Raw genomic sequence first — 20,285 nt, 5'->3', positions numbered from 1 at the left:
AATCCAAATAGAAGATATGTCATAGTTTTTTTATCTTTCTAATTAAATTTCAATGAATTCAAGTATCTAAATTCAAAATTTTGATTATCTTTGCACTCAATTTTCATTTATAAACATTAATTTATGTACGCAATTGTAGAGATAGCAGGGCTTCAATACAAAGTTGAAAAAGACCAACAATTGTTTGTAAACCGTTTAGCAGGTGAAGCAGGAGAAGAAGTAAAATTCGATCGTGTTTTATTAACTGATAACGGAGCAATCACTGTCGGCGCCCCAGTTATAGACGGAGTTACCGTAGTAGCTAAAATCGTTGAACACGTGAAAGGAGACAAAGTAATCGTTTTCAAGAAGAAAAGAAGAAAAGGTTACCAAAAGTCTAACGGTCATCGTCAACAATTCACTAAAATTGAAATTGCTTCAATCGGTTAAGATTGAGCAGAGATTAATTATTAACTCTTAAAAACAAAACGAAATGGCACATAAGAAAGGGGTCGGAAGTTCGAAAAATGGTCGTGAATCACATTCGAAACGTTTAGGTGTTAAAATTTTTGGTGGACAAGCAGCAATCGCTGGTAACATTATTGTTCGTCAAAGAGGTACTCAACATCATCCTGGTGATAATGTAGGAATCGGTAAAGATCACACATTATTCGCTTTAGTTGACGGAAAAGTTGTTTTCACTAAAAAACGTAACGATAGATCTTACGTTTCAGTTGAACCATTATCTTAATTGATAATTCGACAGCGAAAACGCTAACAATATAAAAGCTCGAACTTATTGGTTCGAGCTTTTTTTATAAGTATACTATGCTGGTTAAAAAAACCGAAGTTAACAAAAAATTATTTTGTGTGATCTTTTAATATCCATCCGACTTTTAATTCATTTGTTATATTGTTTTTGATTCTAATTTTATAAAAATATTTGCTTTCATCTAGTATAGTGAAATTTAAACTCTCTCTCAATGTACCTATTATATTTGATTTATTATTAGGTTCTGAATATACATTTGTTTTTATTAGTGTTGTAATATATTTCTGAGAAGTATTGGTTTCATTTGATCTTTTTTGCGAGGGGAAAAACTTTTCAATTTCATCAGCTAGTATATTAGCAATTCTATCATCAGTAGTTTGAATACTTAGTTTATAATCAGCATTACTAAGTGAATTACTTTGTTCTTCATATTTAGTGTAACTACATAATCTTTTGTTTTTACAATTAATATTTAAATAATAATTCCCTCCATAGTTTGTGAAATTAATAAAAGAATAATCATCTCTATGAATTCTACGCCAATTAATAAAACGATTGTTATAGATTTCATGAATATATAAGTATCCATCTTTAAATTCGGCTATTAATCTTCCATTAGTTTTAGGGTTATTTTCTAATAGAATATCATTTACTTTATTTATGTTTTGTGCATTAATATTTAAAAATAAAAGTAAAATAAAAACTGATAATAATTTCATTTTTATAAGAATTATAGTTATCTCTGTATTATTCGATTAATTGTATATTAATTCATTTTGTTATATAAAGTATTCAATGTATTTTCTTTGTACATCATTAATATACTATAATATTCATTATATACTTCAAAAGGGCTATTAGAATTCTTTAGAAAAACATAAAATAATTCCCAATAATTTTTTTCAGATTCTATAACTTCTTTGTAATTAGTTTCTGATAGATTTTTTTTATTTTCTCTTATTTTATTTAAAACATCTTCTTTAATTTTATAAATTTTTTCTAATGCTAAATTATCACGTTCTTTTTTTTCTAATGCTAATTTCCTTTGTTTATTAGAAAATTCACTAGCTTCTCTTGCTCTTTTTAACTCTTCTTGTTTTCTTTTTCCGTAGTTACTATAAGTTTGAGAAAAAGATAAACTTGTACTAATAAAAAATAGTAAAAATGTAAATAGATACTTTTTCATAAAAAGTGTGTTGTTAAGTTTATAAATATCGTAAGGTTAACTTTTTTAAATATGATAAATTTAAAAATAATTGTTATTATCTACTAAAAAATAAGTTTTATAAAATCTAAATTACAACTTATTTCAACTAAAAAAGCATCCAATTTCTTGAATGCTTTTTGATTTTATTATTTTGAAGAGAAGCTGAAATGAAATCAGCTTGACACGTTTTGTTTTGATAATTCGTTAAGTCATCTGAACTCGTTTAAGGATCACATTTTTTAATTAGCGAATTATCTCATTAACCTATTCTTCTTCCGTTTCAACTCCCCAACCTTGTGCAGTTAATGGAACCATTTGCTCACTTCCACGAGTAATCAAATAGTTTTCTTCGTTTTTACCAGTTACATGACCAATTACCGTTAAATGTGGATTTCCTTTGATTTTTTCAAAATCTTTTTGATCAATTGTAAACAATAATTCGTAATCTTCTCCACCGCTTAAAGCACATGTGATTGGATTGATTTTGAATTCTTCGGCTGTGCGAATAACAACAGAATCTAACGGGATTTTTTCTTCGTATATATTAATTCCAACACCACTTTCTTTTGAGATATGAATAATTTCAGAAGATAATCCGTCCGAAATATCAATCATAGAAGTTGGTTTAACTTTCAACTCTTTCAAAAGATTGATAATATCCAAACGCGCTTCAGGTTTTAATTGACGTTCAATTAAATATGAATAATTTTCGAAATCTGGTTGATTATTAGGATTCACTTTTGAAACTTGCGCTTCGCGTTCCAAAACTTGCAAACCAAGAAAAGAAGCACCTAAATCTCCAGAAAGAACAACCAAATCATTTTCCTTCGCACCATTTCTATAAGTCAAATCTTTTTCTGGAGCCGAGCCAATTGCAGTCATACTCAAAACAAGTCCGCTAACAGAAGAAGTTGTATCGCCTCCCACAATATCGATATTGTATTTATCGCAAGCGTATTTCATTCCGTTGTAAATTTCGTCCACAGCTTCTATCGTAAAACGATTCGAAATTGCCATCGAAATCAACAATTGTTTTGGAATAGCATTCATCGCCAAAATATCACTAATTGCCGTCACAACCGCTTTGTACCCCAAGTGACGTAAAGGCATATACGACCAGCTAAAATTTACGCCTTCTACTAACATATCAGTAGAAACCACAATTTTCTCTTTTTTATAATCAAGAACAGCCGCATCGTCACCAATTCCTTTGATAGAACTTTCTAATTTGATTGGAAAACCTTCTTTGATTTGGTTAATTAAACCAAATTCTCCAATTTCGGCTAAACTTGTTTTTGAAACGTTTTTATCTTCTAACATGATTTTATTTTTGAGTAAAGATTGAAGGATCTATATTTTCTGAACGAAAAGGTAAATTGATAATGTCCTGTTTCGACATTGTTTTGACGGTTTGTCCTTCAAATGATTTTTTAATATTTTCTAACATTTCTGTTGGTGGTGCTTGCATTTTTCTTTTCGACATCGAAAACCAAACACCTGTCAATTCAGAATGGCAAAGATGTACACCATCTTGGTTATATAAATTATGAATAAATTGATAAATCATTCCATCTTCCGACATTCCACCAATTTCTACCGAAATATAAATTTCTTCACCTTCCATAGCTTCCTTAAAAAAAGAAAATTGTTCGTGCAAAATAGCTGGTCCAATTCCATATTCCTCCAAATTTTTCATCGAAATGCCATAATCTCTCAAAAAAGCAATACGTGCAAAACTTGTAAAATTCATATACGAAGCGTTCGCTAAATGGCGATTAGCATCCAAATCTGACCATCGAATAATGGTTTTTTGAAAATATTTATTATTCATGAATTGAAAAATTATTTAAGGTACAAAGTTACGGATTACTATTTATACGAAAATGATAATATTTTTAATCATCGTAAATAATAAAAAACAATAAGATTTAACATCAAATTAAAATATAGATATTTAATAATTTGTATCTTTAAAAAGCTATTAAACAGACAGATTATGAAAAAAATATTATTTCCAACAGATTTTTCAGAAACAGCAAATAATGCGTTTTTGTATGCGTTAAATTTAGCCGAAAATCAAAATGCAGAATTATATGTTTTGCATGCTTTTCAGTATCCAATGGTAAGTGGAGGAATCGATGCTGGTATTTTGCAAGATGTTTATAATACAATTGAATTAAATAATTTCGAGAATTTAAAAGATCATATTCCGTTCTTGAGAAAAATGGCTGAGGATAATGGTTTTGCAAATGTTGATTTGAAATTTTTCGTAAAAGAAGGAATGCTTTCGTTTGTATTGCCAACATTTATCGAAGATGAAAAAGTGGATTTTGTAGTAATGGGAACGACTGGAAATACAGGATTTGATAAAGTCCTTTTTGGTTCGAATACGATGAATGCAATAAAACATCTTAAAATTCCGGTATTGAGCGTGCCAAATGGTTACGAATTCAAAGGAATAAATAATATTGGATTTACGACAATTTTCCAAGATAAAGACCGCAAAGCCTTAGATTATTTAACCGAAATTGCTTATCGCTATAAAGCAAAAGTGCATTGCTTACACGTTTCGAAAGATGGAAATTACGATATTCCGACGCTTAATCATTGGAAAGAATATTATAAAGATGAACCTGTAGATTTTTTTATTTATACTGCGGATGAATCTGTAGATGCAGTTTTGGAATTTATTAAAGAAGAAAAAATTGATTTGTTGACAGTAGTTAGCCGTAACAAAGGCTTCTTCGAGAAATTATTTTCACCAAGTTTTACAAAGAAAATTTTGACACAACACAACGTGCCTTTGTTTGTTTTCCACGAATAAGATAATTTATACTGAATATACAAAAAGCTTAATCTGTAGAAATAGATTGAGCTTTTTTCGTGTTGAAATAAAATTATTCGTAACTTTTGAGTACAAAACACGAAAAGATGAAAAAAATATTGTTCCCGACAGATTTCTCAGAAACAGCTAATAACGCCTTTTTATATGCACTAAATCTTGCAAAAAGTATCGATGCACAAGTTTATGTGTTGCATGTTTACGAATTGCCAATGATTACAGGAAGTTTGAGTGCTGGATTGATTCAGAATGTATATGAAACGGTAGAATTAGGAAGTTTTGACAACTTCAAAGATAATATTCCGCAATTAAGACAAATAGCTGTTGAAAATGATTTGAATGAAATTCCAATCAAATTTATCTTAGAAGAAGGAAATTTCTTATATATTTTACGTGAAATTATTGGAGAAGAAAGCGTTGATTTTGTAGTGATGGGAACAGACGGAAATTCAGGAATAGAAAAAATGCTTTTCGGTTCGAATACGATAAATGCGATTACGTCGATGAAAGTTCCAATTCTTAGTATTCCGCATGGAATGTCTTTCAAAGGATTTAAGAATATTGGTTTTACTACTGTTTTTGATCAAAAAGATAAAGATGCATTGAAGTATTTGATCGAAATTGCAAATCGTCATCATGCAAAAATTCATTGCATGCACGTTTCGAAAGACGGAAAATTTAATCAACAAGCAATGAAAGATTGGCAAGATCAGTTTGCTGGAGATCCAATTGTATTCGAAGTTTATCATGATGCAGATCCTGTAAACGCGGTGTTGGATTTTATCAAGGAAAAACAAATCGACTTGTTGACGGTTGTGAGTCGCAATAAAGGATTTTTTGATAAGATTTTTTCGCCAGGATTTACAAAGAAAATTGCAAATAAAAATATTACACCTTTGTTCGTTTTTCATGAACAAAAGTCTTAAAAGGAAATGTGAAAACATTTCCTTTTTTTGTCAAAAATTCTGTTAAAAATAAAACTTTACCTTTGCCTCGTGAAAAAAATAGCCATAGTAGGAGGTGGTGCAGCAGGATATTTTGTTGCAGCAAACCTTGGAAAAACTGTAGGACAACAAACTATATTGTTTGAACAAGCAAACTTACCGCTTCAAAAAGTACGCATTTCGGGTGGAGGAAGATGTAATGTGACGCATGCATGTTTTGATCCGCTTGATTTGGTCGAATTTTATCCGCGAGGAAAAAAGGAATTATTAAGTGTTTTTTACACGTTTCAACCGGGTGATACAATGGCTTGGTTTGATGAGCGCGGAGTAGAATTGAAAATAGAAGACGATAACCGTATTTTTCCTGTTAGTGATTCTTCACTTTCGATTATAGAGGCTTTGACAAAAGCGGTTGATCAAAATAAAGTACAATTGAATTTCTCGGACGGTGTGCAAGAGATCAATAAAGTTGATGGAGGTTATGAGTTGATAACAAAATCAGGAAAACATTTTTTTGAAACGGTGATTGTGACAACAGGAAGTACGCCTAAATTTTGGAAAAGTTTGAAGAATTTAGGTTTGAAAATTGTTCAGCCAGTTCCTTCTTTATTCACATTTAATTGCAAAGACCCTCGAATTGAAGGTTTGATGGGAATTTCTTTCGAGAATGCTGAAGTCAAAATTAATCAACAAAAATTAGAGGCAGAAGGTCCATTGCTAATTACACATTGGGGATTTAGTGGTCCGGCGATTTTGAGATTATCGGCTTGGGGTGCTTTAAAATTAAATGAAAGCAATTATAAATTTGAGACTGAAATCAATTTTGTAAATCAATCTAAAGATGAAATCATTTCATTTTTGAATGATAAAAAACAAGTTGATGCCAAGAAAAATGCGCATAAAAATAATCCATTCGATTTTCCGAAACGTTTTTGGTTTAGTATTCTGAATTATTGCAACGTAGATGAAAACAAGGTTTATGCAGATTTATCGAAAAAACACATCGAAACAATTGCAACAGAATTGACGCAAGGAAAATACCAAATTAATGGAAAAAGCACGTTCAAAGATGAGTTTGTAACGGCTGGTGGAGTCGATTTGAAAGAGATTGATTTTCATTCGATGCAAGCAAAAAAAATCCCACAATTGTTTATGGCTGGAGAGGTTTTAAATATTGATGCCATAACAGGAGGATTCAACTTTCAGGCGTGTTGGTCTGAAGGTTATATTATATCTGAAAAAATCAAAGAAATTTATCAATAGTGTATATTTTACACGAATATTATTCTGGCTGAAAGCCTTAATAGTAAAGATTTTTTCAAAATTTATTATGTTAACATAACATTATTATAAAATTATGTTATTTTTGTTTAAAGGAATTATTAAAAACGAACAAAAAATATGAAGAAAATTTTCTTAACCTTAGCATTAATCGGCTTATCTTCTTCTGCATTTGCAGGTGGGTACCGAGTTGCTTTACAGGGGGTTCGCCAAGCAGCATTAGGGGGAACTTCTGCAACACAAACTCACGATGCGAGTGTTGCGTTTTATAATCCTGCAGGTTTAGCTTTTGTTGATAGTAAATTGAGTATTGCTGTCGGAGGTTTTGGTGTAAAAACTGACGTAAAATGGCAAGATCCAATGACGTTGCAAAAAGTAGAAACAGATAGTAAATTAGGAACACCAATGTATTTGGCAGTTAGTTACAAGCCTGTAGATGATTTAGCAATTGGATTGAGTGTTACGACGCCTTTTGGTAGTTCGGTTACGTGGCCAGAAGATTGGCAAAATAAAGCAAATATTACACATATTGACTTAAAAGCATTCAATATTCAGCCAACGGTTGCATATCGTTTTTCTGATTGGTTTAGTTTGGGTGTAGGTTTCATTTATACACACGGAACAGCTAAATTAGAGAAAGTGCAAACAGTTGCTGGAAATGATATTAAACTTAAATTAGAGGATAAAGATGCTCATGGTTTAGGATTTAATGTTGGAGCAATGTTCAAGCCAACAGATAAATTTGGAGTTGGAATTGCGTACCGTTCTAATGTAGATGTTTCTGCAAACAAAGGCGATGTTACATGGTCTAATGTTCCTTCTGGAATTGCATCTAATGTACCTTTCAATACAGATAAATGGAATACAACTTTACCGTTACCATCTGAGTTTACATTTGGGATGTCGTACAAAGTTTTACCACAATTAGAGCTTTTTGGAGATGTAGTTTGGCAAAACTGGACACGTTACAAAAGTTTAGATATCAATTTATATAATGATGCTTCTAATACTTTCTATACATCATCTTCTACGAAAAACTGGAAAGACAATACATTATTCCGTTTTGGAGCAGAGTATACTTTCAGCGAGATGATTGTTGGACGTGTTGGTTATTATCATGATAAATCACCAGTTCCATCAGCTTATTGGTCATCAGAAACACCAAGTTCTAACTTGAATTCAGTTTCAGCTGGATTAGGATTTAGATTTGAGTCAGGTTTTCATGTTGATTTATTTGGATCATATGTAAAAGGAGACGAAAGACATATTGATAATATTCAACAAAACTTCTCTGGAGATGTTAAAATGCGTGCTATAAACTTTGGTTTAGGCGTATCGTACAACCTAAAATAAGACAAAAATGAAACACTTAAATAAAATAGTATTAGTTGCATTAGCTGCTACGATGTTTAACTGTAGCGAAGATTTCGAACATCCAATTGAAGATATTAAAGTATCAGCAGGTGAGGCGAACTTTTCAAAATATATCGCATTAGGTAACTCGTTAACTTCTGGTTATAGAGATAATGCATTGTACAAATCTGGACAAGAAAATTCTTACCCAAATATGTTAGCTGGATTGATGAAAGCTGCAGGAGGAGGAGAATTTAAAATTCCTTATATGCCAAATGATACAGGTGGATTTACTGATTTACCAGGTTTTCCAGGTAAATTGAATTTACAAATTGTAAATGGAGCTTTAACGCCTGTTCCGAGTGCGCCAGGCGGAGCTTTAGATATCTTAGCAGATAAAGGAAAGTTTCAAAATATGGGAGTTCCAGGTGCTAAGTCTTATCATTTAGTAGCACCAGGTTATGGAAATCCAGCAGGTTTAAAAACTGATCCTGCAACAGCGAATCCTTATTTTGTACGTTTTGCAAGTGGTGCGACAACTTCTGTTGTAGCAGATGCAGTTGCTCAAAAACCAACATTCTTCTCTTATTGGATTGGAAATAATGATGTGCTAGGTTATGCAACATCTGGTGGAGTTGGAGTAGATCATAATGAAACTGGTAATGTAAAACCTGAAACTTATGGAAGTAATGATATCTCAAATGTTAATGTCGTAAAATCCACTATTAACGCCGGATTGAAAGAATTGACAGCTGTAGGAGCGAAAGGAGTTATAGCAAATATTCCTTCTGTAACATCTATTCCATATTTTACAACGGTTCCATACGCGCCATTATCGCCTGCAAACCCAAGTTTTGCGCCAATGATTGATGAATTGAATGCAACTTATGCAGGATTAAATCAAGTATTTGATGCGGTTGGAGCTTCAGAAAGAAAAATCTCTTTTTCTAAGACTGCTGCAAGTGCTGTAGTAATTAAAGATAAAGATTTAGCAGATTTATCAGCTACAATCACTGCTGCTTTAATTAAAGCAGGATATGATGCTGGAACTGCGACTTTATTTGGAATTACTTACGGACAAGCGCGTCAAGCAACTGCAAAAGATTTATTAGTTTTAACTTCTTCTTCTGTAATTGGAAAAGTTGACACAAATAGAGTTGCAGAATTAATGAAGTTGGGATTAACTCAAGAGAAAGCTGGTAAATTAGCAGTAGTTGGTGTTAGTTATCCAATGACAGATAATTATGTATTAACAGCAAAAGAAACAGCAAAAGCAGAAGCAGCTGTAGTTAAATACAATGCAGCAATTGCTGAATTAGCAACTGCTTATAACTTAGCTTTAGTTGATACATATTCTGAAATGAAAAAATTAAGTTCAGCTTCAGGAATTAAGTATTACGGACAAACATATACAACAACTTTCGTTTCTGGTGGAGCGTTCTCATTAGATGGAGTTCACTTAACTGGAACTGGATATGCAATTGTCGCAAATATGTTTGCTGATGCAATCAATAAAAAATATCATTCAACTTTAAGACATGTTTACCCAGGAAATTATCCAGGTATTGCAATTCCTTAATTGAATGTTTAAATAACAAAAAAATCCGCTCATCGAGCGGATTTTTTATTTGATTATTTTTTTAGAAATAATTATTTTAATTCTTCATTTCGTAAAAATTCTTCTGCTTTTTCGACCATATTTTTCGATCCACAAAAGAAAGGAATGCGCTGGTGTAATTCTGTAGGTTCAATATCCATAATGCGTTGGAAACCGTCAGAAGCTTTTCCTCCTGCTTGTTCTGCAATAAAAGCCATTGGATTACATTCGTACAATAAACGTAATTTTCCGTTCGGATTATTTGTTCCAGAAGGATAAATATAAATTCCTCCTTTCAACATGTTTCGGTGAAAATCTGAACATAAAGAACCGATGTAACGAGAAGTGTAAGGACGGTCTTCTTCATCTGCCTGACAGTATTTGATGTAATTTTTAACTCCTTGTGGGAATTTTACATAATTACCTTCGTTAACTGAATAAATGTGCCCATCTTGTGGAATACACATATTTGGATGAGATAAATAGAACGTTCCAATTCCTGGGTTCAAGGTAAATCCATTTACACCATTTCCTGTTGTGTAAACCAACATTGTCGATGTTCCGTAAATCACATATCCCGCAGCAACTTGTTTGTTACCTGGTTGTAAAAAATCTTCTTTTGTAACAGGTGTTCCAGGTTCAGAAACACGGTGGTAGATAGAGAAAATTGTTCCAACAGAAACATTTACGTCGATGTTTGATGAACCATCAAGTGGATCAATCAACACAACATATTTACTGTTTTTTGAATTTATTGAAGGTTGAATCGCGATAAAATCTTCGTTTTCTTCCGAAGCAATACCACAAACAACTTCGCGTTGCGACAACGTTTCGATAAACGTATCGTTTGCGAAAACATCTAATTTTTGTTGTTTTTCTCCTTGGACATTTTCATTTCCGAATTCGCCTAAAATATTTACAAGTCCTGCTTTGTTTACTTTATAATTAACAACTTTTGTTGCTAATTTAATAGAACTCAGTAATCTAGATAATTCTCCGGAAGAGTAAATAAAATCTGCTTGATTTTCTATGATAAACTCTCCAAGAGTTTGATGAGAATTAGTATTCATAATTATGTTTTGCTGGTCAAATATCGGAATAAAAACTCAATTTTATATCATTTCAAACGTTTGAAATTAATCTAAATACGTGAAAATCATCATTCAAATTTATTTTTTATTTTAATTAAATTCGGTCAACATATAAAGTGTAGTTTGGTTATATTTGCAAGTTAAATATTTACAAAAAAAGTTTTTATAGAAATGAAAGTTTTCAAATTCGGTGGTGCTTCGGTGAAAGATGCAGCCGGCGTTAGAAATGTTGCGAGTTTATTGCAATCTGTTGGTTACGAAAATACATGTATCATTGTTTCTGCTATGGGCAAGACAACAAATGCATTGGAAGAGGTAGTCAAACGCTATTTTGAAGAACAAGATTTCGAAAAAACAATTAACGAAGTAAAAGAACAACACATTGCTTTAGCGACAGAATTATTTGATAATCCAGCTGAGGTTTCGAACGAAATTTCGCAATTTTTTGATGATATCGTTTCGTTTTTAAGACGTAACAAATCGCCAAATTATAGCTATGTGTACGATCAAGTGGTTTGTTGTGGAGAGTTAATTTCGACAAAAATCATTAGTATGTATCTTAATTCGATACAAATTAATAACGAATGGTTAGATGTTCGCGATTATATCAAAACAGATAATACATATCGTGAAGGAAAAGTAAATTGGACATTAACAGAAGAAAGTATTAAACGTTTACCAAACACAGGTTTATTTATTACACAAGGTTTCTTAGGTTCTGATCCTAACTTTTTCACTACAACTTTAGGACGTGAAGGTTCAGATTATTCTGCGGCAATTTTTGCATATTGTTTAAATGCGGATAGCATGACGATTTGGAAAGATGTTCCAGGAGTTTTGAATGCTGATCCACGTTATTTTGATAATGCAGAGTTGTTAAATCATATTTCATACGAAGAAGCGATAGAGTTGGCGTATTATGGTGCATCTGTTATTCACCCGAAAACGTTACAGCCGCTTCAACAAAAAGAAATTCCTTTCTTCGTAAAATCATTTATTAATCCTACAGAAGCAGGAACAGAGGTAGCGAAAGGTCAACCATTAGATCCAAAAGTACCTTGTTTTATCCTAAAAAGAGAGCAACATTTGATTCGTTTATCAAGTAAAGATTTCTCTTTTATTACAGAAGATAAATTGAGCGGAATTTTCAATAAACTATATGATTATCAAATCAAAGTAAATTTGATGCAAAATTCAGCAATTTCATTATCTTTATGTTTGGAGGATAAATATGACAACTTAGAAAAGTTTGTTGCAGATATGAACGAAGAGTATAAAGTGCAAGAAGAAAACAATGTTTTATTGTACACAATTCGCCATTTTGATGCAGATTCTGATAAAGTTGTTTCAAAAGAAAAAGAATTATTGCGACAAACAGTTCGCGAAACATTACAAATAGTTGTTAAAGCTTAAATGAGTTTAATCACGACACAAGATATCTATTCAGCTTCGGGTCTTTCTAAAATTGGTGTTTTAGGAAAACCTGTAGCTTGGGCATTGAAAAAAGTTTTCAGTATAGATCAGTTAAACGATTTGTACAATCGTGGAAAGCATTTGCAATGCGAACCTTTTTTGGATTATTTGATTGATGATTTGGGAATGGATTACGAAATCCATGAAGAAGATTTGAAACGTATTCCAAAAGAAGGACCTTTTATTATTATTTCTAATCATCCGCTTGGAGCTTTGGACGGAATTATTTTGATGCATTTTATGTCAAAAGTTCGTCCTGATTTCAAGGTGATGGGTAATTTTTTATTGCAAAAAATTAAACCATTAGAACCGATGATTATTCCAGTTAATCCTTTCGAAACACGTAAAGATGCATACAGTAGCCTTTCAGGAATGCGCGATGCATTAAAATTGTTGAGAGCTGGAGGTTGTTTAGGAATTTTTCCTGCGGGCGAAGTTTCTTATCGTGATGACGAAAGTAAAATTATCGACAGAGAATGGCAAGAATCAGCGATGAAATTGATCAAAAAAGCGAAAGTTCCTGTTGTACCAATGTTTTTTAGAGCACGAAATAGTAATATTTTTTACCGTGTAGCGAAGATTCATCCAGATTTTCAAACGGCGATGTTACCAGCTGAAATGATGAAGAAAAGAACACGTCCAATTCAAATTCGTATTGGAAAACCAATTTTACAAAAACAACAAGACGAGCATGTGTCTATAGAAGATTATTCTGAGTTTTTGAGAAAGAAAACATACATGCTTTCGTCATATTACAAACAAAAAAGAAGTCTAACTCAAGTCTTGAAAAATCCTTCGAATATTGAGTTGAAAATTCCGAATTTACCAAGCTTATCTTCTTCTAACAAAAAGGTTAAGCCGATTATTTTGGAAACTGCTTTAGACTTATTAATTCAAGATATTGAAACTTTACGAAAAGATGAACAAGCATTATTATTTACGAATAATAATTACGAATGTTTCTTTTCTACAGCTCAACAAATTCCAAATATATTAAGAGAAATTGGTCGTTTACGCGAGATAACTTTCCGTGCAATTGGTGAAGGTACAAATGATGAAATTGACCTTGATCGATTCGATAATCATTATCACCATTTATTTTTATGGGATAAGGATACCAATAAAATTGTTGGAGCATATCGTATGGCGATTGGTTCGGAAGTGTATGAAAAATATGGAATTAATGGATTTTATGTTCATGAATTATTCAATTTTGATCCAGAAATTCATCCTTTCTTCAAGAAATGTATTGAAATGGGACGTGCATTCGTTTCAGCTGAGTATCAACAAAAACCGATGCCATTGTTCTTATTATGGAGAGGAATTGTGCATGTAACGTTGAGAAATCCAAATCAGAAATTTATTATTGGAGGAGTGAGTATTAGTAATCAGTTTTCTGATTTTTCAAAATCTTTGATGATCGAATTTATGAAATCTCATTACTACGATTCTACTGTAGCGCAATACGTGAGAGCAAAAAATGAGTTTAAAGTTAAGCTGAAAGAAGAGGATAAAGAATTTATTTTCGATGAATCTGAAGCTGATTTGAATAAGTTTGATAAATTAATCGATGAGCTTGAGCCAAATATGTTGCGATTACCGGTTTTGATCAAAAAATATATTAAACAAAATGCAAAAGTGATTGCTTTCAATGTTGATCCTAAATTTAATGATGCAATTGATGGCTTAATGTATATTAGAGTTTCGGATATTCCAGAATCTACTGTTCGTCCTGTTTTAGAGGATATTCAAGCAGAATTGGATAAGAAAATACAATCAGGAAAATTTGACGGAAATCTTATCTAAGGTTTCCGTTTTTTTATGTATATTATGTAGTAAATTTATTACTATGAATTTTACATTTTGTCTACTTTGCACATTATTCTTGATGAATAGTTGTATTCCAAAAAAATCAGAAGCGCCAATAGACTTTAATTTAGAGCAAGAGTCTACACTTAATTTAAGAGATTATGGAACACCTATTTCTACTATTCCAATATTAAGTTATCCTAATACTGAACAAAAAAAAGAAGTAGGAAGCGATGCTTTGGTTGGAATATCAATAGAGAATGCTGACCAATATTTAAGTCAGCTTATTGATGCAGATAAGATTGTTCTAAATGAGAAAAAGATTCGGCTGATTATTGATTATCCCCTTAAAAAACCTGTAAGTTTTGATCTTCAGAATGACAAGGGTTTTACGCGACGAGATTTGATTTTAACGATACAGGAAAAGTATAAACAAGTTTATAAAGAAGAAGAGGAGTCTGCTGATACAAAACCAATTCCTTTAGAAAAACGTGAAGGTTTAATCAATCGAAATGAAACGAATGGTAAATATGGGATTTGGGGTCATGATTTAATCGATTTGTATTTAACGGATATCGAAGTTTATAAAGATGATAAAGGAGAGGTGACTCTCGTTTTGTATATAGATTCGTAAATTTAAGACATAAAAAATGCGCTCAACCTAGTTGAGCGCATTTATATTTTAGCTTCGCTATAAATTATTTAGCAACTGCTGTAGAATCTGCTGCTGGAGCTGCTACTGCTGCTGAATCAGCTACTGGAGCTGCTGCAGAGTCAACTACTGCTGAATCAACTACTGCTGTAGCTGAATCTGTAGCTGGTGCTTCTTCTACTGGTGCTTCTTCAGTTTTCTCTCCACAAGATACTGCTCCTAATGATAAAGCTGCTACTGCAACTACTGCGAAAAATTTTTTCATCTTTTTAAATTTTAATCGATTAATTTGATATGTCAAAGTTAGAATGATTTTGACCTGATATAATAAAAAATGATTGTAATTATTTTGTAAAACACTTTTTATTTTACAAAAAACAATATATCAATTATTTAAACGTTGAAATTTTCCGAAATTATAAAATTTATAGAACAAAAAAATCCTCAATTTCTATAAGTTTGAGGATGATTTTTGACTTATTACAAACGATTATTTTAAAACTTGTGCTTCTAATTTGAATTTTTCGATTTTATTTTGAATTAAATCCAATCTCAAATTATGAATACTTCCGATATGCGAAGTTTGAAATTCTTTGTGTGGTACATATGTTCCATTTTCTACAGATAAACCAACTTCTCTGTAAGCATCACGGAAAGGTGTTCCATTTTTAATCGCTTCATTAATATTTTCAACGGTATAAATCGGATCATATTTATCCTGATTCATATAGTTATCTTTAATCTGAAGTTGAGGAATTGCAAATGTTAAGATGTCAATTATATTATCAAATTGCATCATTGGTTCGAATAATATTTCTTTCAAAATTTGATAATCACGGTGATATCCACTTGGAAGATTATTAATCGTCATCATAATATCATTCGGCAATGCCTGAATTCTATTGCAATGTGCACGTGTTAACTCAAAAACATCTGGATTTTTCTTGTGTGGCATGATCGATGAGCCGGTTGTCATTTCGTTTGGCAATTTCACAAATGCCAAATCTTGAGAATTGTATAAAACCAAGTCGTACGACATTTTAGACAACGTTCCGCAAATCATTGCTAAAGCTGTCGCAACAGATTTTTCTGTTTTTCCTCTAAGCATTTGCGCACCAACAGAAGAAACTAAGATTTCTGAAAAACCTAATTCTTGTGTTGTTTGTAAACGGTCAATTGGGAAACTTGTTCCGAAACCTGCACCTGAGCCCAAAGGATTTTGATCAGAAATTTTATATGCAGCCTCAAAAAAGTATAAATCTGTCAACAAACTTTCTGCATAAGCAGAAAACCACATTCCAAAACTACTTGGCATCGCCGCCTGAAAATGCGTATATCCTGGCAATTGATGATTCTTAAATTCATCTGCTTTTTGTAAGAAAATCTCAATTAAATTGACAATTTTCTCTGTTGTATGTTTTAAGTACTCTTTCTCAAAAAGTTGAATTGCAACCAAAACTTGATCATTTCGAGAACGCGCAACGTGAATTTTTTTCCCAGCGTCGCCAGTTTTCTCAATTAAAAAAGCCTCAATTTTTGAATGTATATCTTCGTAATTTTCGTCGACTTCGAAATTATTTTCCGCAATCAGAACCAAAACTTCATCCAAAGCAATTTGCAACGCATCATTTTCTTCATTGGTAATCAAACCTGTTTTTGCCAGCATATTTGCCTGCGCTTTCGACGCTAAAGCATCGTATTTTGCAAGATGAGCATCTAATTCTCTGTCTTTTCCAACAGTAAATTTTTCGATTTTATCATTAATGGTAAAACCTTTGTCCCAAAGTTTCATATCTATAATAATGAATTAAGGGCGCAAAGTTAGTAAAAAGTTGTATAATATCTCATTAAAGTTGTATAATTATTAATAATCATAAATATTTATTCATATTGAATATTTTTGATTGTTTTTTGAGAATGTTTAGACGATTGATAGCATTTCGAAAGATTGATTATTGAATGTTTATTAATATTTCGAAATAATTCAATTTCGTAAAAAAATGACCCAAAAATTATGGAGTTGATATTTTAAGAACCTTTTAATTTTTAACTTCTATTTATTTACGTTTAAAACATTGTTAAAGTGAAATTTAGACCTTTTTTATAATAATTCTAAATTATTGAAATATAACTAAAATATATCATTCTTTGATGAAAAATCTTTACTATAAACGTAATTTTGTGTACCAATTTATAGCTAAACGCGTATTTGTTTAGATGATTGTTAATGTAAATTTTAGAATAAAACTCTGACTCAAATGCTTATGTATGTTGAGTTTGTGTGAGTTAAATGATTAAAAATTACCCTTCGAAAAAATTACATACTTAGTTTGTATTCTGATAACAGTGGTTGCCTATGCCAAAAATGATTTTTTTTGAAAATAATTTTTGCATAAGATGTGACGATACAGCGAAGTGTTATTATATAATTCATTTTGATTGGATGAAATCAGGTGTAAGTAGCTTGGTTTTAAACAATCTTTAATATTAAAAAGAAAAGATAGATAATTATGAGTCTTTACCAAGAGTATCTTAACGAGATTGAAGAAAGAAAAGGTCAAGGTTTACATCCAAAACCAATTGATGGTGCAGAATTACTAAGTGAAATCATTAATCAAATTAAAGATGTTAACAACGAATACCGCGAGGATTCTGTTAAATTCTTTATCTATAACACATTGCCAGGAACAACTTCTGCTGCAGGTGTAAAAGCAAAATTTTTAAAAGAGATTATTTTAGGAGAAGCTACAGTTGCTGAAATTACACCAACTTATGCTTTCGAATTGTTATCTCACATGAAAGGTGGACCTTCTATCGAGGTTCTTTTAGACTTAGCTTTAGGAAACGACGAAGCAATTGCAAAACAAGCTGCTGAAGTTCTTAAAACACAAGTTTTCTTATACGATGCAGATACAGCTCGTTTGGCTGATGCTTTTAAAGCAGGAAATGCAATCGCAAAAGATATTTTAGAAAGTTATGCAAAAGCGGAATTCTTTACAGAATTACCAGCGGTTGCAGAAGAAATTAAAGTAGTGACTTACATTGCTGCTGAAGGTGATATTTCTACGGATTTATTATCTCCAGGTAACCAAGCGCACTCTCGTTCTGATAGAGAATTGCACGGTCAATGTATGATTACGCCAGCTGCTCAAGCAGAGATTAAAGAGTTACAAGCGCAACATCCTGATGCTTCTGTGATGTTAATCGCTGAAAAAGGTACAATGGGAGTTGGTTCTTCTCGTATGTCAGGTGTGAATAATGTGGCTTTATGGACAGGAAAACAAGCATCGCCTTATGTTCCTTTTGTAAATATTGCGCCAATTGTTGCAGGTACAAACGGAATTTCTCCAATTTTCTTAACTACTGTTGATGTAACAGGAGGTATAGGAATCGATTTGAAAAACTGGAAAAAACAAGTTGATGCAAACGGTGATGTAGTTCGTAACGAAGCGGGCGATCCTGTTTTGGAAGAAGTTTATTCAGTTGCGACAGGTACTGTTTTAACAATTAATACAAAAACTCAAAAATTATACAATGGAGACCGAGAGTTAATTGATATTTCAAGATCATTGACTCCTCAAAAAATGGAATTTATCAAAGCTGGTGGTTCTTACGCAATCGTTTTTGGTAAAAAAATCCAAACATTTGCTGCTCAAACTTTAGGTATCGAAGCTCCAACAGTTTTCGCTCCTTCAAAAGAGATTTCAAATGATGGTCAAGGTTTAACTGCAGTTGAAAAAATCTTCAATAATAATGCAGTAGGATCTACTCCAGGAAAAGTTTTACATGCTGGTTCTGACGTTCGTGTTAAAGTAAACATCGTAGGTTCTCAGGATACAACTGGTTTGATGACATCGCAAGAGTTAGAAGCAATGGCTGCTACAGTGATCGCTCCAACAGTAGATGGTGCTTATCAATCAGGATGTCACACAGCTTCAGTTTGGGATAAAAAAGCGCAAGCTAATATTCCTAAATTGATGAAATTTATGAATGATTTCGGTGTAATTACAGCGCGTGACCCTAAAGGTGAATATCATGCAATGACGGACGTTATCCACAAAGTTTTAAATGATATTACAATCGACGAATGGGCGATTATCATTGGTGGTGACTCACATACACGTATGTCTAAAGGTGTTGCTTTCGGTGCCGATTCAGGTACAGTAGCTTTAGCTTTAGCAACTGGTGAAGCGTCTATGCCAATTCCAGAATCTGTAAAAGTAACATTCAAAGGAGAGATGAAACAACACATGGATTTCCGTGATGTAGTACACGCTACTCAAGCGCAAATGTTGAAACAATTTGATGGTGAGAATGTATTCCAAGGTCGTATCATCGAGGTACACATCGGTACATTATTAGCGGATCAAGCGTTTACATTTACAGACTGGACTGCAGAAATGAAAGCGAAAGCATCTATCTGTATTTCTCAAGATGATACATTAATCCAATCGTTAGAAATTGCTAAATCTCGTATCCAAATCATGATCGAGAAAGGAATGGACAATAAAAACCAAGTATTACAAGGATTAATCGATAAAGCAAACAAACGTATCGAAGAAATTAAATCGGGTGCTAAACCTGCTTTAACGCCAGATGCAAATGCAAAATATTACGCAGAAGTTGTAATCGACTTAGATATTATCGAAGAGCCAATGATTGCCGATCCAGACGTAAACAATGCTGATGTTTCTAAACGTTATACACACGATACAATCCGCGATTTAACTTACTACGGTGGTGATAAACACGTAGATTTAGGTTTCGTAGGATCTTGTATGGTTCACAAAGACGATTTAAAAATCGTTTCTCAAATGTTACGTAATGTAGAAAAAGCGAATGGTAAAGTGGAATTCAAGGCTCCTTTAGTTGTTGCGGCGCCTACTTACAACATTATCGACGAATTGAAAGCGGAAGGTGATTGGGAAATGTTGCAAAAATACTCAGGATTTGAGTTTAGCGACTTATTACCAAAATCTACTGCTCGTACAGAATACGAAAACATTATGTACTTAGAACGTCCTGGTTGTAACTTATGTATGGGTAACCAAGAAAAAGCAGAAAAAGGAGATACAGTAATGGCAACATCTACACGTTTATTCCAAGGTCGTGTGGTTGAAGACCGCGATGGTAAAAAAGGAGAATCTTTATTAGCATCAACTCCGGTAGTTGTTTTATCAGCGATTTTAGGACGCATTCCTAATATTGAAGAATATAAAGCTGCTGTAGAAGGTATCAACTTAACAAAATTTAAACCAATTTCAATGAACTAATTGTTCGTAGAA

General features: G+C 32.3%; 18 protein-coding genes. 11 read left to right on the top strand and 7 right to left on the bottom strand.

The features are described 5' to 3' along the window. Positions 1-123 precede the first annotated feature (123 nt). Positions 124-429 carry a 50S ribosomal protein L21 gene (gene rplU / locus N5D90_RS08915; protein WP_171623477.1) on the top strand — a complete coding sequence of 102 codons (306 nt, stop codon included), beginning with the start codon at positions 124-126 and terminating at the stop codon, positions 427-429. Positions 430-472: 43 nt separating this feature from the next. Next, positions 473-730: a 50S ribosomal protein L27 gene (gene rpmA / locus N5D90_RS08910; RefSeq protein WP_150431414.1), complete on the top strand. Its 258-nt coding sequence runs from the start codon at positions 473-475 to the stop codon at positions 728-730. A gap of 110 nt (positions 731-840) precedes the next feature. Here rpmA and N5D90_RS08905 read toward each other — a convergent pair whose 3' ends face one another. The 4 genes from N5D90_RS08905 to N5D90_RS08890 form a co-directional block, all read right to left on the bottom strand. Continuing rightward, positions 841-1,470, bottom strand: coding sequence for an SH3 domain-containing protein (locus tag N5D90_RS08905; protein WP_280062212.1), 630 nt, complete (start codon positions 1,468-1,470; stop codon positions 841-843). 47 nt (positions 1,471-1,517) lie between these two features. Beyond that, complete coding sequence (locus N5D90_RS08900) at positions 1,518-1,937, bottom strand: hypothetical protein (RefSeq protein ID WP_280062211.1); 420 nt, start codon at positions 1,935-1,937, stop codon at positions 1,518-1,520. Between the two features lie 285 nt (positions 1,938-2,222). Then, complete coding sequence (gene thiL, locus N5D90_RS08895) at positions 2,223-3,278, bottom strand: thiamine-phosphate kinase (RefSeq protein WP_125349928.1); 1,056 nt, start codon at positions 3,276-3,278, stop codon at positions 2,223-2,225. A gap of 4 nt (positions 3,279-3,282) precedes the next feature. Then, a complete protein-coding gene (locus N5D90_RS08890; RefSeq protein WP_114998316.1) occupies positions 3,283-3,789 on the bottom strand; it encodes a thioesterase family protein in 507 nt (168 codons plus the stop codon). Positions 3,790-3,954: 165 nt separating this feature from the next. Here N5D90_RS08890 and N5D90_RS08885 point away from each other — a divergent pair, with 165 nt between their 5' ends. From N5D90_RS08885 to N5D90_RS08865, 5 genes are all read left to right on the top strand, one after another. After that, positions 3,955-4,782, top strand: a complete 828-nt coding sequence (locus tag N5D90_RS08885) for a universal stress protein (protein ID WP_114998314.1) — start codon at positions 3,955-3,957, stop codon at positions 4,780-4,782. 107 nt (positions 4,783-4,889) lie between these two features. After that, on the top strand, positions 4,890-5,726 hold the full coding sequence (locus N5D90_RS08880; protein ID WP_280062210.1) for a universal stress protein: 837 nt from the start codon (positions 4,890-4,892) through the stop codon (positions 5,724-5,726). A gap of 69 nt (positions 5,727-5,795) precedes the next feature. After that, on the top strand, positions 5,796-7,007 hold the full coding sequence (locus N5D90_RS08875) for an NAD(P)/FAD-dependent oxidoreductase (RefSeq protein WP_280062209.1): 1,212 nt from the start codon (positions 5,796-5,798) through the stop codon (positions 7,005-7,007). A gap of 138 nt (positions 7,008-7,145) precedes the next feature. Further along, on the top strand, positions 7,146-8,378 hold the full coding sequence (locus N5D90_RS08870) for an OmpP1/FadL family transporter (RefSeq protein WP_280062208.1): 1,233 nt from the start codon (positions 7,146-7,148) through the stop codon (positions 8,376-8,378). 7 nt (positions 8,379-8,385) lie between these two features. Further along, a complete protein-coding gene (locus N5D90_RS08865; RefSeq protein ID WP_280062207.1) occupies positions 8,386-9,957 on the top strand; it encodes a G-D-S-L family lipolytic protein in 1,572 nt (523 codons plus the stop codon). A gap of 71 nt (positions 9,958-10,028) precedes the next feature. On the opposite strand, the gene fbp is transcribed toward N5D90_RS08865, so the two are convergent. Beyond that, positions 10,029-11,045: a class 1 fructose-bisphosphatase gene (gene fbp / locus N5D90_RS08860; RefSeq protein WP_280062206.1), complete on the bottom strand. Its 1,017-nt coding sequence runs from the start codon at positions 11,043-11,045 to the stop codon at positions 10,029-10,031. A gap of 192 nt (positions 11,046-11,237) precedes the next feature. Here fbp and N5D90_RS08855 point away from each other — a divergent pair, with 192 nt between their 5' ends. The 3 genes from N5D90_RS08855 to N5D90_RS08845 are packed head-to-tail and all read left to right on the top strand — an operon-like array spanning position 11,238 to position 14,982. Then, complete coding sequence (locus N5D90_RS08855) at positions 11,238-12,479, top strand: aspartate kinase (RefSeq protein ID WP_280062205.1); 1,242 nt, start codon at positions 11,238-11,240, stop codon at positions 12,477-12,479. Then, positions 12,480-14,345 (top strand): lysophospholipid acyltransferase family protein, encoded by a 1,866-nt coding sequence (locus N5D90_RS08850; RefSeq protein WP_280062204.1) that lies wholly within the window; start codon positions 12,480-12,482, stop codon positions 14,343-14,345. A 43-nt stretch (positions 14,346-14,388) separates the two neighbouring features. Next, positions 14,389-14,982 carry a hypothetical protein gene (locus N5D90_RS08845; protein ID WP_152606133.1) on the top strand — a complete coding sequence of 198 codons (594 nt, stop codon included), beginning with the start codon at positions 14,389-14,391 and terminating at the stop codon, positions 14,980-14,982. A 64-nt stretch (positions 14,983-15,046) separates the two neighbouring features. Here the strand turns inward: N5D90_RS08845 and N5D90_RS08840 are convergent, their stop codons facing one another. Both N5D90_RS08840 and argH read right to left on the bottom strand, forming a co-directional pair. Beyond that, the gene (locus N5D90_RS08840) at positions 15,047-15,265 is read right to left on the bottom strand and encodes a hypothetical protein (RefSeq protein WP_125349919.1); all 219 of its coding nucleotides are present in this window, start codon (positions 15,263-15,265) and stop codon (positions 15,047-15,049) included. A 225-nt stretch (positions 15,266-15,490) separates the two neighbouring features. Then, on the bottom strand, positions 15,491-16,792 hold the full coding sequence (gene argH, locus N5D90_RS08835) for an argininosuccinate lyase (protein WP_280037676.1): 1,302 nt from the start codon (positions 16,790-16,792) through the stop codon (positions 15,491-15,493). A 718-nt stretch (positions 16,793-17,510) separates the two neighbouring features. Here argH and N5D90_RS08830 point away from each other — a divergent pair. Next, positions 17,511-20,273, top strand: coding sequence for a bifunctional aconitate hydratase 2/2-methylisocitrate dehydratase (locus N5D90_RS08830; protein ID WP_280062203.1), 2,763 nt, complete (start codon positions 17,511-17,513; stop codon positions 20,271-20,273). Positions 20,274-20,285 lie beyond the last annotated feature (12 nt).

Source organism: Empedobacter sp. GD03797, from assembly GCF_029842105.1.
Classification (GTDB): Bacteria; Bacteroidota; Bacteroidia; order Flavobacteriales; family Weeksellaceae; genus Empedobacter; species Empedobacter falsenii_C.
The sequence above is the reverse complement of the archived record's forward strand: the minus strand, read 5'-3'. Positions and strand labels throughout refer to the sequence as shown.

Excerpts from the sequence above, each read along its gene's own strand:
- rplU (WP_171623477.1), top strand. The coding sequence starts at position 124 with ATGTACGCAATTGTAGAGATAGCAGGGCTTCAATACAAAGTTGAAAAA.
- rpmA (WP_150431414.1), top strand. The coding sequence starts at position 473 with ATGGCACATAAGAAAGGGGTCGGAAGTTCGAAAAATGGTCGTGAATCA.
- N5D90_RS08905 (WP_280062212.1), bottom strand. The coding sequence starts at position 1,470 with ATGAAATTATTATCAGTTTTTATTTTACTTTTATTTTTAAATATTAAT.
- N5D90_RS08900 (WP_280062211.1), bottom strand. The coding sequence starts at position 1,937 with ATGAAAAAGTATCTATTTACATTTTTACTATTTTTTATTAGTACAAGT.
- thiL (WP_125349928.1), bottom strand. The coding sequence starts at position 3,278 with ATGTTAGAAGATAAAAACGTTTCAAAAACAAGTTTAGCCGAAATTGGA.
- N5D90_RS08890 (WP_114998316.1), bottom strand. The coding sequence starts at position 3,789 with ATGAATAATAAATATTTTCAAAAAACCATTATTCGATGGTCAGATTTG.
- N5D90_RS08885 (WP_114998314.1), top strand. The coding sequence starts at position 3,955 with ATGAAAAAAATATTATTTCCAACAGATTTTTCAGAAACAGCAAATAAT.
- N5D90_RS08880 (WP_280062210.1), top strand. The coding sequence starts at position 4,890 with ATGAAAAAAATATTGTTCCCGACAGATTTCTCAGAAACAGCTAATAAC.
- N5D90_RS08870 (WP_280062208.1), top strand. The coding sequence starts at position 7,146 with ATGAAGAAAATTTTCTTAACCTTAGCATTAATCGGCTTATCTTCTTCT.
- N5D90_RS08865 (WP_280062207.1), top strand. The coding sequence starts at position 8,386 with ATGAAACACTTAAATAAAATAGTATTAGTTGCATTAGCTGCTACGATG.
- fbp (WP_280062206.1), bottom strand. The coding sequence starts at position 11,045 with ATGAATACTAATTCTCATCAAACTCTTGGAGAGTTTATCATAGAAAAT.
- N5D90_RS08855 (WP_280062205.1), top strand. The coding sequence starts at position 11,238 with ATGAAAGTTTTCAAATTCGGTGGTGCTTCGGTGAAAGATGCAGCCGGC.
- N5D90_RS08850 (WP_280062204.1), top strand. The coding sequence starts at position 12,480 with ATGAGTTTAATCACGACACAAGATATCTATTCAGCTTCGGGTCTTTCT.
- N5D90_RS08845 (WP_152606133.1), top strand. The coding sequence starts at position 14,389 with ATGAATTTTACATTTTGTCTACTTTGCACATTATTCTTGATGAATAGT.
- N5D90_RS08840 (WP_125349919.1), bottom strand. The coding sequence starts at position 15,265 with ATGAAAAAATTTTTCGCAGTAGTTGCAGTAGCAGCTTTATCATTAGGA.
- argH (WP_280037676.1), bottom strand. The coding sequence starts at position 16,792 with ATGAAACTTTGGGACAAAGGTTTTACCATTAATGATAAAATCGAAAAA.
- N5D90_RS08830 (WP_280062203.1), top strand. The coding sequence starts at position 17,511 with ATGAGTCTTTACCAAGAGTATCTTAACGAGATTGAAGAAAGAAAAGGT.